Genomic DNA, 12,071 nt, shown 5'->3' with positions numbered 1-12,071 from the left:
TGCCGGATCGCGCGCGCGTCACACCAGACGCGAGGTCTCGATCGCCGCGCGGACGAAATCGGCAAAGAGCGGGTGCGGCGCGAAGGGTTTTGATTTCAACTCGGGGTGATATTGCACGCCGATGAACCACGGGTGGTCCGACCATTCGACGATCTCGGGCAGGCGGCCATCGGGGGACATGCCCGAGAAGGTCAGCCCGCAGGCCTCCAGCTTTTCGCGATACTTGGTGTCCACCTCGTAGCGGTGGCGGTGGCGCTCATCGATCGCCGTGCCGCCATAGATCTGCGCCACGCGGGAGCCGTCTTTCAGCACCGCGTCATAGGCCCCAAGCCGCATGGTGCCGCCCTTGTCGTCGCTCACTTTGCGGCTGACCTTCTCGTTGCCCTGCACCCATTCCTTGAGGTGATAGACCACCGGCTCGAATCGGCGTTTGCCGGCCTCATGGTCGAATTCCTCCGATCCGGCATCCCGCAGGCCCGCGACGTTGCGCGCCGCCTCGATCACCGCCATCTGCATCCCCAGACAGATGCCGAGATAGGGGATCTTGCGGGTGCGGGCGAATTCGGCGGCCTTGATCTTGCCCTCGGTCCCGCGCTCGCCAAAGCCGCCCGGCACGAGAATGGCGTGAAAGCCTTCAAGATGGGGGGCCGGGTCCTCGCGCTCGAAAATCTCGGCATCGACCCATTCGACCGTGACGCGCACCCGGTTGGCCATGCCGCCATGGGTGAGCGCCTCGCGGATGGATTTATAGGCATCCTCAAGCTGCACATATTTGCCGACAATGGCGATTTTCACCTCGCCATCGGTGTTCTGGATGCGGTCCACCACATCTTGCCACACGGTCAGGTCGGGGCGCGGTGCGGGGCTGATCGCGAAAGCGTCGAGCACCGCCTGATCCAGCCCCTCGCGGTGATAGGCCAGCGGCGCCTCGTAGATCGACCTGAGGTCATAGGCGGCGACGACATGTTCCTTGCGGACGTTGCAGAAAAGCGCGATCTTCTCGCGTTCCTTTTCCGGGATCGGGTGCTCGGACCGGCACACGAGGATATCGGGCGCGATGCCGATGCTTTGCAATTCCTTGACGCTGTGCTGTGTCGGCTTGGTCTTCAACTCTCCGCTCGCCGCGAGATAGGGCAGCAGCGTGAGATGCATGAAAAGGCACTGACCGCGCGGGCGATCATGGCTGAATTGACGAATTGCCTCGAAAAACGGCAGCCCCTCGATATCGCCCACCGTGCCGCCGATCTCGCAGAGCATGAAATCCACCTCATCCTCGCCGATGGCGAGGAAGTCCTTGATTTCATTTGTGACATGCGGAATGACTTGGATCGTCTTGCCAAGGTAATCGCCGCGCCGCTCGCGCTCCAGCACGTTGGAATAGATACGGCCCGAGGAGACGGAGTCAGTCATCCGGGCGGGCACGCCGGTGAAACGCTCGTAATGGCCAAGGTCGAGATCGGTTTCGGCCCCGTCATCGGTCACGAACACCTCGCCATGCTCGAACGGCGACATCGTGCCGGGATCGACGTTGAGATAGGGATCAAGCTTGCGCAACCGCACCGAGAACCCGCGCGCCTGCAAGAGCGCGCCCAGCGCTGCAGAGGCCAGCCCCTTGCCGAGCGAGGACACAACGCCGCCGGTAATGAAGATATAACGTGCCATGCGGCTGGCCCCCCGTGATGCAGTTTTCGCTTGGTCAAAGCCCCGGCTGGCCCCGAAAAAGCCACCCGATCACGGGATTTAACCTATAAAGGATTCGCAGCATCCACGCAAGGTGGACGCTAGATCGTGTTGCGGATACGCGCGGCACCCGCAATTATTTGTGGTCAGTCCGCCGTGGGCGTCAGCGGCGCGTCGCTCGATGGCGGCGGCAGCAGGCTGTCGACATCGGGCAGGCCGGGGGCGGCCGGCTCTGCGGGCGCGGGTGTTTCGGTATTGCCGAGCCGGTCAAGCACCGAGACCCCCGCCGATTTCTGCGCCGCCAGCACGGTCAGCGTGAGCGAGGTGGCGATAAAGGCCGCCGCGAATATCCATGTCAGCTTGCCCAGCGCCGTGGCCGCCGCGCGGCCCGTGACCGCGCCCCCGCCACCGCCGCCCATGCCAAGGCCGCCGCCTTCGGACCGTTGCAGAAGCACCACGCCAATGAGCGCGAGTGCGAGCAGCAGGTGGATGGTGAGGACGACGTTTTCCATAGCGGGCAGGGCCTGTCTTTGCGCGTGTTGGCCGGTATCTATGCAATTCCGTGGAGGCCCGCAACCCGGCAATGTGGCCGTCGCTGTGGCGGGCGGCGCGCGGCGCGCGAAAACCGGCCTGTTGGTGGGGCTGCGGGGCAGGGCGCGGGGCCTTGCCCGGTCGCGTCTGAGAGAAACGACATATCCTGTCGCAAACCGACATGACGCGCCGCGCCGTGCCGCCACTCTGGGCAAAACCCAATTGCAGGAGGCTGCTCATGAAAACCACCACGCGCGTCTGTGTCATCGGCGGCGGCGTCGTCGGTGCTTCGGTGCTTTATCACCTGACCAAGCTGGGATGGTCGGATGTCATGCTGGTCGAGCGCTCCGAGCTCACCAGCGGCTCCACCTGGCACGCGGCGGGGGGCTTTCACACGCTCAACGGCGATACCAACATGGCCGCGCTTCAGGGCTATACCATTCGCCTTTACAAGGAACTCGAAGAGATCACCGGCATGTCCTGCGGGTTGCACCACGTGGGCGGCGTGACGCTGGCGGATAACCGCGACCGGTTCGACATGCTGCTCGCGGAGCGGGCCAAGCACCGCTACATGGGCCTCGACACACATATCGTTGGCCCAGAGGAGATTGCCAAGCTGTCGCCCGTGACCAATGTCGAGGGGATCATCGGCGCGCTTTACGATCCGCTTGACGGTCATCTTGACCCGTCGGGCACCACCCACGCCTATGCAAAGGCCGCGCGCATGGGCGGGGCCAGTATCGAGACGCATTGCATGGTGCGCGAGACCATTCCGCGTGCGGACGGCACATGGGACGTGGTGACCGACAAGGGCACCATCCATGCCGAGCATGTGGTGAATGCCGGGGGCCTCTGGGCGCGCGAGGTGGGGGCGATGGCGGGCGTCTACCTGCCGCTGCACCCGATGGAGCATCAATATATCGTCACCGACGAGGTGCCCGAGGTCGCCGCGATGATCGACGCGGGCGGCGAGCATCCCCATGTGATGGACCCTGCGGGCGAAAGCTATCTGCGGCAGGAGGGGCGCGGCCTCTGCATCGGGTTCTACGAGCAGCCCTGCCGCCCCTGGGCGGTGGATGGCACGCCGTGGGAGTTCGGGCACGAGCTTTTGCCCGATGATTTCGACAAGATCGAGGACAGCATCGAATTTGCCTACAGGCGGTTTCCGGCGCTGGGCCGCGCGGGCGTGAAATCGGTGATCCACGGCCCGTTCACATTCGCCCCCGACGGCAACCCGCTGGTCGGCCCCGTGCCGGGCCTGCGCAATTACTGGTCGGCCTGCGGGGTGATGGCGGGCTTTTCCCAGGGCGGCGGCGTGGGGCTGATGCTGGCGCAATGGATGACAGAGGGGGAATGCGAGCGCGACGTGACGGCGATGGATGTGGCGCGCTTCGGCGACTGGATCAGCCCCGGCTATACCCGCCCCAAGGTGGTCGAGAACTACCAGAAGCGTTTCAGCGTCTCCTACCCGAACGAGGAACTGCCCGCCGCGCGGCCCCTGCGGCAGACGCCGATGTATGACATCTTTGACGGTATGGGCGCGGTCTGGGGCGCGCAATTCGGGCTGGAGGTGGTGAATTATTTCGCTGAAGGCTATGGGGCCTCAAGTAGCGAAGCGGTAGGCCAACAAAAAGAGCCGCGCTATGAGACGCCGTCTTTCCGCCGCTCCAACGCCTGGGAGGCGACTGCGCGCGAGGTCCGTGCCGTGCGCGAGGGGGTGGGTATCAACGAGGTGCATAATTTCGGAAAATACCTTGTCACCGGGCCGGGGGCGCGTGATTGGCTCGACCGGATCATGGCCGGACGCATCCCCGCGCCGGGGCGGCTCTCGCTCACGCCGATGCTCTCGCCCAAGGGGCGCCTCTGGGGCGATTTCACGGTGTCGTGCCTTAACGATGAGACCTTTCAACTCACCGCCTCTTACGGCGCGCAGGCGGTGCATATGCGCTGGTTCGAACGCAATGAGGCCGAGGGCGTGCGGGTCGAGAACATTTCCGACCGGTTGAACGGCTTCCAGATCGCGGGGCCAAAGGCGCGCGACGTGCTGGTGGCCTGCACCCGTGACCGGATCGCCGACATGCGCTTCATGGATATCCGCCGCGCAACCATCGGCATGGTGGATTGCCTCGTGCAGCGCGTCAGCTACACTGGAGATCTGGGGTTTGAGATCTATTGCGACCCGATGGCGCAGCGCGCTTTGTGGCAAGTGCTGTGGGATGAGGGGCAAAAGCACGGGATGCGCCCCTTCGGGATGCGGGCGATGATGTCGTTGCGGCTGGACCGGTTCTTCGGGGCGTGGCTGCGCGAGTTTTCGCCCGATTACACGCCCGGAGAGACCGGCATGGACCGCTTCATCGCGTGGAAAAAGAACGTGGATTTCATCGGCCGCGCAGCGGCGGAGGCCGAGCGTGCCACGGGCGCGGCGCGCAGGCTGGTGGCCTTTGAGGTCGAGGCGCAGGACGCCGATGTTAACGGGTATGAGCCGGTCTGGATCGCGGGCGAGGTGCGCGGTTTCTGCACCTCGGGGGGCTATTCGCACCATGCGGGCAAATCCATCGCGCTGGCGCTGATCCCGACCGAGGCGGTGCGCGAGGGGTTGCAAGCCGAGATCGAGATCCTGGGCGAGAAATGCCCCGCGACCCTCATCACCACGCCGCTTTTCGACCCCGAGGGCACCCGGATGCGCGGCTGAACCGCCCGGCCCGACCGGGGAAAATGGGTATTTGCACCAAGAAGAAGATCAGGGCCGGTCCTGCCCCTTGTCGGGGTCGGGCTGGCCCACGCCGAGAAAGAGCGGCTTGAGCGGCACGATCCAGATGACGCCAAGGCCCACATATATGACGATTTCAAGCCAGAAGGGCGGGCGGTCGAACAGGCCCACTACGGTCACCGCCGCCACGACCCAGAGCGGCATCCCGACAAGGAGCGCGACAAGGGACCAGCGTTTGCGCGCGCGGTGGCTGAGTGGCATGGGGGTCTCCTCAATCGGCGAACGGGTCGGTCACGAGGATGGTATCCTCGCGCTCGGGTGAGGTTGAGAGTAGCGCGACCGGGCAGCCGATCAACTCTTCGACGCGGCGCACGTATTTGATCGCCTCGGCGGGCAGGTCGGCCCAGCTTCGCGCGCCCTCGGTCGATTGCGACCAGCCGGGCATATCCTCGTAGACGGGGGTGCAGCGGGCCTGTTCCTCGGCGGCGGTGGGCAGATAATCAAGCACCTTGCCGTCCAGCGCGTAGCCGGTGCAGATGCGCAGCCTCTCAAACCCGTCGAGCACGTCAAGCTTGGTGAGCGCGATGCCGTTCATGCCCGAGGTGGCGCAGGTCTGGCGCACGAGGCAGGCATCGAACCAGCCGCAGCGCCGCTTGCGCCCCGTGACCGTGCCGAATTCATGGCCGCGCGTCCCGAGGCGCTGGCCGTCGGCGTCGTCCAATTCGCTCGGGAACGGGCCTTCGCCGACGCGGGTGGTATAGGCCTTGACGATCCCCAGAACGTAGTCGATCGCGCCGGGGCCGAGGCCCACGCCGGTGGCCGCCTGTCCCGCGATCACGTTCGAAGAGGTCACGAACGGATAGGTGCCAAAGTCGATATCGAGCAGCGCCCCTTGCGCCCCCTCGAACAGGATGCGCTTGCCCGCGCGCCGCGCGTCGAGCAGAACCTTCCAGACCGGCCCGGCATAGGGCAGGATCTGCGGCGCGATTTCTTGCAGTTGCGCAATCAGCGCGTCCCGGTCCACCGGCGCGATGCCAAGGCCCCGGCGCAGCGGATCGTGATGCTGCAGCGCGCGATCCACCCGCGCGATCAGCGTCGCCTCGTCGGCCAGATCGGCGACGCGCACCGCGCGGCGGCCCACTTTGTCCTCGTAGGCGGGGCCGATGCCGCGCCCGGTGGTGCCGATCTTGGTGCCCTTGCTCGCCGCCTCTTCGCGGGCGCGGTCCAATTCGCCGTGAATGGGCAGGATCAGCGGCGTGTTCTCGGCCACCATCAGCGTTTCGGGGGTGATGGTCACGCCCTGCGCGCGGATGGCCTCGATCTCGTTCAGCAGATGCCACGGATCAAGCACCACGCCATTGCCGATCACCGAGAGCTTGCCGCCCCGGACCACGCCCGAGGGCAGCGCGTTGAGCTTGTAGACCTGACCGTCGATCACGAGGGTATGGCCCGCGTTATGCCCGCCCTGGAAGCGCGCGATCACGTCGGCGCGCTCGCTCAGCCAATCGACAAGCTTGCCCTTTCCCTCATCGCCCCATTGGGCACCGACGACAACGACATTGGCCATGATTTTCCTCTCGGCAAGCTGGAGTGCGCGCGCCGGTATAGCGAGGCGCGGCGCGGGGGGAAACCGGAATTTCACTACCGCCCACTGGACAGGCGCGCCGGGGCACGCCAAAACCACATGACAGGATCAGTGCAGAGGGTGCGGTATGGGATTTATGCTGAGATGGGCGGCAGCCTTCGTGCTTCTGGCGCTGACCTTCAACCCGACCGAATGGAACTATGTAACCTGGGGGCGCGCCAATGTCAGCAGCCAGATGCCGCTGGTCCTGCTTCTGGGGCTGTTGCTGATGGTTGGCTATATCATCTACCTGCGCGCCACGCTGCGATCCATCGGCGGGATCGGCATGGGGCTGGTGCTGGCGATCGTGGGCACGCTGATCTGGGTGTTGTACGATTACCGGATCGTGACCTTCGACGATACGGCGGTCAATATCTGGCTGGCGCTGGTGTCACTGTCGCTGGTGCTGGGAATCGGGCTGAGCTGGAGCCATGTGCGCCGCAAGCTGTCGGGGCAGGCGGATATGGATGATGTGGATGCGTAGGAAAGGGCGGGCTACCCTTTGGGGTGCCCCTCGCCGCCGGCCTCTTTCTCGGCCTTGAAGCGGCGCAGCCGGTCCATCAGCAGCGCCCGCGCCTTGATATTGGCGCGGCGCACGCGCAGCGCGGTGAGGAACGCCTCCTCGGCGGTTTGCGACGAGGCGCCGAGCACCTTGGTGATCTCGCCGATGATATCCTCGTCGCCGGTGGCCTCGATCGCCTTGATGACATCGCGGGCCAGTTCGTCGGCAAGATCCTCGGTCACGCCCATGATGCGGCCCTAGCGGGTTGTCTCGGTAAGGCGACGCTTGACGTAGGATGTGACGCTGTCGATCATCACATCCATATGCGGCTCGCGAAAGAAATGGTCGGCCCCCTCGATTTCCTCGTGGGTGATGGTGATGCCCTGCTGTTCCTTGAGCTTGGCCACCAGAATGTCGGTATCAGTTGGCGGGGCGACGCGGTCGGCGCTGCCGTTGATGACCAGCCCCGAGGCCGGGCAGGGCGCGAGGAACGAAAAATCATACATGTTCGCGGGTGGCGCGACCGAGACGAAGCCGGTGATCTCGGGGCGGCGCATCAGAAGCTGCATCCCGATCCACGCGCCAAAGGAAAACCCCGCCACCCAGCAATGCTTGGAATTGGCGTTCATGGATTGCAGGTAGTCGAGCGCCGAGGCGGCATCCGACAATTCGCCCACGCCCTGATCGTATTCACCCTGGCTGCGCCCGACGCCGCGAAAGTTGAAGCGCAGCACGGTAAAGCCCATCTTGTGAAAGGCATAGTGGAGGTTATACACCACCTTGTTGTTCATCGTGCCGCCGAATTGTGGGTGCGGGTGCAGGACGATGGCAATCGGCGCATCGCGGTCGCGCTGCGGATGGTAACGGCCTTCCAGACGGCCCTCGGGGCCGGGAAAGATAACCTCGGGCATATGTTACTGTCCTTCTTTCGCGCGCGGGCGACCTGATTGATGCATTCGCTCTCGCATCCCTGGGCGTGGTTCGGATATGATCGGCGATGGACCGGTTCGGATGCAGATAAGCCCTGTGCCCGAGAAGGTCAATCAGTGTCGGAAGGGGAGGCGGCCATGAAACTCAGCACCAAGGGGCGCTATGCGATGGTGGCGCTGGTCGATATCGCGCTTCAGCCTGCGGGCGGGGTGGTGACGCTGGGCGAGATTGCGCGGCGGCAGGATGTGTCCTTGCCCTATCTGGAGCAGCTATTCGTCAAGCTGCGGCGCGCCGGGCTGGTCGAGTCGGTGCGCGGGCCGGGGGGCGGCTACCGGCTGGCGCGGCCCGCCTCGGATATCCGCGTGGCCGAGGTGCTGGCGGCAGTGGACGAGACGGTGGACGCGCTGCACAAGGGCGCGGGGGCCTCGGGCGGCGCGAGCGGGAGCCGCGCGCAATCGCTGTCGAACCGGCTCTGGGAGGGGTTGAGCGCGCATGTCTACGTGTTCCTGCACCAGGCGCGGCTGAGCGATGTGGTGGGCAACGCGCTCGCGCCCTGTCCGGCGGTGCCGCATCTCTTTTCGGTGGTGGATGAATAGCACCGCGCAGGGTGCGTAGCCCGGTCGGCGGGCTCAACCGCCGTCGCGGGTCTTTTTCTTTTCGGCCAGAAGTTTTTCGGCCAGGTCGCGGGCGATGGAAAAGGCACCCTTGACGCGGTCGGCCTCGCCTTTCCAGTCGCGGCGCACGACGATCTTGTTGTCGCGCACCTTGGCCAGCCCGCGCTGATCCTGAAGGAATTCCACGAGACCCTGCGGCGAGGCGAACTTGTCATTGTGGAACTGGACCGTCGCCCCCTTGGGCCCGCCATCGAGCCGCGCAATGCCCGCGCGCTTGCACATCGCCTTGATGCGCATGACCAGCATCAGCATATTGACCTCGCGGGGCAGGGGGCCGAAACGGTCGATCAACTCGGCGGCGAGGCCCTCAAGCTCGACCTTGCTTTCCAGCCCGCTGAGGCGGCGATAGAGGCCAAGGCGCACGTCGAGATCGGGCACATAGGCCTCGGGGATGAGCACCGGCACGCCAAGGTTGATCTGCGGGGCCCATTGGCCGTCATCCTCGGGCAGGCCCGCCGCCTCGCCCGAGCGGATGCGCGCGATGGTCTCCTCCAGCATGGATTGATAAAGCTCAAATCCCACATCGCGCATCTGGCCGGATTGCTCCTCGCCCAGAAGGTTGCCAGCCCCGCGAATGTCGAGATCCTGAGACGCCAGCGTGAAGCCCGCGCCGAGCGTATCCAGACTGCCCAGAACCCGAAGGCGTTTTTCCGCCCCCGGCGTGAGCGGCACGCGCGGTTTGGTCGTGAGATAGGCATAGGCGCGCGCCTTGGAGCGGCCCACGCGGCCCCTGATCTGGTAAAGCTGTGCCAGACCGAACATGTCGGCGCGGTGGATGATCATGGTGTTGGCGGTGGGGATATCGAGGCCCGATTCGACGATGGTCGTCGCCAGAAGCACATCGTATTTGCCATCGTAAAAGGCGTTCATCCGCTGATCCAGATCGCCCGCCGCCATCTGGCCATGGGCCACGACATAGCTGACCTCGGGCACCTGTGAGCTGAGGAATTCCTCGATTTCCGGCAGGTCCTTGATACGCGGCACCACGAAAAACGACTGCCCGCCCCGGTAATGCTCGCGCAAGAGCGCCTCGCGCAGGGTGACGGTGTCGAATTCCGACACATAGGTGCGGATCGACAGGCGATCCACCGGCGGCGTGCCGATGATCGACAGATCCCGCACCCCCGAAAGCGAGAGTTGCAGCGTGCGCGGGATCGGCGTGGCGGTCAGCGTCAGGACGTGGATGTCGCTGCGCATTTCCTTCAGCCGCTCCTTGTGGGCGACGCCGAAGCGCTGTTCCTCGTCGATGATGAGCAGGCCGAGATTCTTGAACCGGACCGATTTGGCCAGAAGCGCATGGGTGCCCACGACGATATCGGCGCGGCCCTCGGCAATGGCTGCGCGGGTGCGGGTGGCGTCGGCGGTCGAGACAAACCGCGACAGCGCATGAACCGAGAGCGGAAAGCCTCGGAACCGCTCGGCAAACTCGCGGTAATGCTGGCGCGCGAGCAGCGTGGTGGGCGCGATCACCGCCACCTGTTGGCCCGACATCGCGGCGGCGAAGGCCGCGCGCATCGCGACCTCGGTCTTGCCGAAACCCACATCGCCGCAGATCAGACGATCCATCGGGCGGCCGCGCTCCAGATCGGAGAGCACATCCTCGATCGCGCGAAGCTGGTCGTCGGTCTCCTGATAGGGAAAGCGCGCGGCAAAGGCCTCCCATGCGTGATGCTCGGGGGCAATGACCGGCGCGCGGCGCAATTCGCGCTCGGCGGCGACGCGGATCAGGCGGTCGGCCATCTCGCGGATGCGGGCCTTGAGCTTGGCCTTCTTGGCCTGCCACGCACCGCCGCCGAGACGGTCCAGCAGCCCCTCCTCATGGCCGTAGCGTGACAGCAGTTCGATATTCTCGACCGGCAGGTAAAGCTTTGAGCGCTCGGCATATTCCAGCACGAGGCATTCATGCGCAGCACCCGCCGCCGTGACCACCTCCAGCCCCAGATAGCGGCCGATCCCGTGATCGACATGCACCACCAGATCGCCGGGCGAGAGCGCCTGCGCCTCGCTGAGGAAATTCTCGGCCCGCCGCTTGCGGCGCGCGCCGCGCACCAGCCGGTCGCCAAGCACGTCCTGTTCGGAAATGACCGTGAGGCCGGGGGCCTCAAACCCCTGTTCCAGCGGCCAGACCGCGAGGTGCAGCCCGTGCCGCCCCAGCCCGCCCGCGTCGCGCACAGAGACGGCCCCGATCAGCCCCTCATCGGCCAAAAGCCCCTCGATGCGTTCGCGCGCGCCCTCCGAGAACGACGCGACAAGCACCGGCCCGGTATCGAGACGGGCCGTGATGTGATCCTTCAGCGCGCTGAAAAGATTTGTGTTTTCCTGCTGGCGCTCGGGGGCAAAGCTGCGCCCGATGCGCCCGCCCGCGTCGATCACACCCGGTCCCGTGGGGCGCGGCAGCGCCGCGAACTGCAGCACCCGGCGCGGGCCTGTGACGGCCTGCCAGGCGGCATCGTCGAGATAAAGCTCCTCGGGCGGCACCGGGTGATAGACCGCCTCGCCGCGCGCCTTCTGGCTGGCGGCGTGGTGGCGCGCCTCAAATTGGTCCACCACCGCCTCCCAGCGCGCGGCGCGGGCGGGCTCGCATTGATCGTCTAGGGTGATGCCCGCCTCGGGGAGATAGTCGAAAAGCGTCTCCATCCGCGCGTGGAACAGCGGCAGCCAATGTTCTGCCCCGGCGGGTTTGCGGCCCGCGCTGACGGCCTCGTAGAGCGGATCATCGGCCACGCCCGCGCCAAAGGCGATGCGGTAATTCTGCCGGAATCGGCGGATCGCGGCCTCGTCCAGGATCACCTCCGAGACCGGCGCAAGCTCCACGCGGTTGAGCTTTTGCGTGGTGCGCTGGGTGGCCGGATCGAACCGGCGCAGCCCGTCGAGCACATCGCCGAAGAGATCGAGCCGCACCGGCCCTGCCTCGCCCGGCGGGTAGATGTCGATAATGCCACCGCGCAGCGCGTAATCGCCCGGCTCGGTCACAGTAGGGGCCTGGGTAAAGCCCATGCGGACAAGGAAATCGCGCAAGGCCGCCTCGTCGATGCGCTCGCCTACATTGGCGGCAAAGGCCGCCTCGCGCAGCACCTCGCGCGCGGGCAGGCGCTGGGTTGCGGCGCTGAGCGTGGTCAGCAGGATGAACCGCTGCGGCATCCCGTGCACCAGCCCCGCCAGCGTGGCCATCCGCGCCGCCGAAATCTCGGCATTGGGCGAGATGCGATCATAGGGCAGGCAATCCCAGCCGGGAAAGCGGATCACCGGCATGTCGGGCGCGAAAAAGCGCAGCGCCTCGGCCATTGCCGCCATGCGCTTGTCGTCGCGCGCGATATGGATGACGGGGCCGCCGGTCTTGTCGGCCTCGGCCAGCACCAGCCGCGCGTCGAACCCCTCGGGCGCGCCGCCCACGGTGATATGGCGGGTTGCGGTCATGCC

10 protein-coding genes are annotated in these 12,071 nt (G+C 65.8%); 3 read left to right on the top strand and 7 right to left on the bottom strand.

Features of this window, described 5'->3' with window-relative positions; translation table 11 throughout:
* Positions 1 to 18: 18 nt before the first annotated feature.
* Both pyrG and secG read right to left on the bottom strand, forming a co-directional pair.
* Positions 19 to 1,662: a CTP synthase gene (pyrG, locus tag ABIE58_RS07315; protein WP_354544053.1), complete on the bottom strand. Its 1,644-nt coding sequence runs from the start codon at positions 1,660 to 1,662 to the stop codon at positions 19 to 21.
* Between the two features lie 164 nt (positions 1,663 to 1,826).
* Positions 1,827 to 2,192: a preprotein translocase subunit SecG gene (secG, locus tag ABIE58_RS07310; RefSeq protein ID WP_354544052.1), complete on the bottom strand. Its 366-nt coding sequence runs from the start codon at positions 2,190 to 2,192 to the stop codon at positions 1,827 to 1,829.
* Positions 2,193 to 2,449: 257 nt separating this feature from the next.
* On the opposite strand from secG, the gene ABIE58_RS07305 reads away from it, so the two are divergent.
* Positions 2,450 to 4,903, top strand: coding sequence for a GcvT family protein (locus ABIE58_RS07305; RefSeq protein WP_354544051.1), 2,454 nt, complete (start codon positions 2,450 to 2,452; stop codon positions 4,901 to 4,903).
* 48 nt (positions 4,904 to 4,951) lie between these two features.
* Here ABIE58_RS07305 and ABIE58_RS07300 read toward each other — a convergent pair whose 3' ends face one another.
* Both ABIE58_RS07300 and ABIE58_RS07295 read right to left on the bottom strand, forming a co-directional pair.
* Entirely contained in the window at positions 4,952 to 5,182 is a 231-nt protein-coding gene (locus ABIE58_RS07300; protein WP_354544050.1) for a DUF2842 domain-containing protein, read from the bottom strand.
* A 10-nt stretch (positions 5,183 to 5,192) separates the two neighbouring features.
* A complete protein-coding gene (locus ABIE58_RS07295) occupies positions 5,193 to 6,488 on the bottom strand; it encodes an adenylosuccinate synthase (protein ID WP_354544049.1) in 1,296 nt (431 codons plus the stop codon).
* A 145-nt stretch (positions 6,489 to 6,633) separates the two neighbouring features.
* Here ABIE58_RS07295 and ABIE58_RS07290 point away from each other — a divergent pair, with 145 nt between their 5' ends.
* Entirely contained in the window at positions 6,634 to 7,029 is a 396-nt protein-coding gene (locus tag ABIE58_RS07290) for a DUF6524 family protein (RefSeq protein WP_354544048.1), read from the top strand.
* An 11-nt stretch (positions 7,030 to 7,040) separates the two neighbouring features.
* Here the strand turns inward: ABIE58_RS07290 and ABIE58_RS07285 are convergent, their stop codons facing one another.
* Both ABIE58_RS07285 and ABIE58_RS07280 read right to left on the bottom strand, forming a co-directional pair.
* Entirely contained in the window at positions 7,041 to 7,295 is a 255-nt protein-coding gene (locus ABIE58_RS07285) for a hypothetical protein (protein WP_354544047.1), read from the bottom strand.
* 9 nt (positions 7,296 to 7,304) lie between these two features.
* On the bottom strand, positions 7,305 to 7,958 hold the full coding sequence (locus ABIE58_RS07280; protein WP_354544046.1) for an alpha/beta hydrolase: 654 nt from the start codon (positions 7,956 to 7,958) through the stop codon (positions 7,305 to 7,307).
* A gap of 156 nt (positions 7,959 to 8,114) precedes the next feature.
* Between ABIE58_RS07280 and iscR the strand changes: the two genes are divergently transcribed.
* The gene (gene iscR / locus ABIE58_RS07275) at positions 8,115 to 8,573 is read left to right on the top strand and encodes a Fe-S cluster assembly transcriptional regulator IscR (protein ID WP_354544045.1); all 459 of its coding nucleotides are present in this window, start codon (positions 8,115 to 8,117) and stop codon (positions 8,571 to 8,573) included.
* Positions 8,574 to 8,606: 33 nt separating this feature from the next.
* On the opposite strand, the gene mfd is transcribed toward iscR, so the two are convergent.
* A complete protein-coding gene (gene mfd, locus ABIE58_RS07270; protein ID WP_354544044.1) occupies positions 8,607 to 12,068 on the bottom strand; it encodes a transcription-repair coupling factor in 3,462 nt (1,153 codons plus the stop codon).
* Positions 12,069 to 12,071: the final 3 nt, after the last annotated feature.

This window comes from Roseovarius sp. MBR-78 (assembly GCF_040547535.1).
Lineage (GTDB): Bacteria > Pseudomonadota > Alphaproteobacteria > Rhodobacterales > Rhodobacteraceae > Roseovarius.
Note: the sequence above shows the minus strand (reverse complement) of the source record. Positions and strands in the feature narration are given on the sequence as shown.

What these genes read in the sequence shown, in the direction of transcription:
- ABIE58_RS07290 (WP_354544048.1), top strand. Translation starts at nt 6,634, where the DNA reads ATGGGATTTATGCTGAGATGGGCGGCAGCCTTCGTGCTTCTGGCGCTG.
- ABIE58_RS07300 (WP_354544050.1), bottom strand. Translation starts at nt 5,182, where the DNA reads ATGCCACTCAGCCACCGCGCGCGCAAACGCTGGTCCCTTGTCGCGCTC.
- mfd (WP_354544044.1), bottom strand. Translation starts at nt 12,068, where the DNA reads ATGACCGCAACCCGCCATATCACCGTGGGCGGCGCGCCCGAGGGGTTC.
- ABIE58_RS07295 (WP_354544049.1), bottom strand. Translation starts at nt 6,488, where the DNA reads ATGGCCAATGTCGTTGTCGTCGGTGCCCAATGGGGCGATGAGGGAAAG.
- iscR (WP_354544045.1), top strand. Translation starts at nt 8,115, where the DNA reads ATGAAACTCAGCACCAAGGGGCGCTATGCGATGGTGGCGCTGGTCGAT.
- secG (WP_354544052.1), bottom strand. Translation starts at nt 2,192, where the DNA reads ATGGAAAACGTCGTCCTCACCATCCACCTGCTGCTCGCACTCGCGCTC.
- pyrG (WP_354544053.1), bottom strand. Translation starts at nt 1,662, where the DNA reads ATGGCACGTTATATCTTCATTACCGGCGGCGTTGTGTCCTCGCTCGGC.
- ABIE58_RS07285 (WP_354544047.1), bottom strand. Translation starts at nt 7,295, where the DNA reads ATGGGCGTGACCGAGGATCTTGCCGACGAACTGGCCCGCGATGTCATC.
- ABIE58_RS07305 (WP_354544051.1), top strand. Translation starts at nt 2,450, where the DNA reads ATGAAAACCACCACGCGCGTCTGTGTCATCGGCGGCGGCGTCGTCGGT.
- ABIE58_RS07280 (WP_354544046.1), bottom strand. Translation starts at nt 7,958, where the DNA reads ATGCCCGAGGTTATCTTTCCCGGCCCCGAGGGCCGTCTGGAAGGCCGT.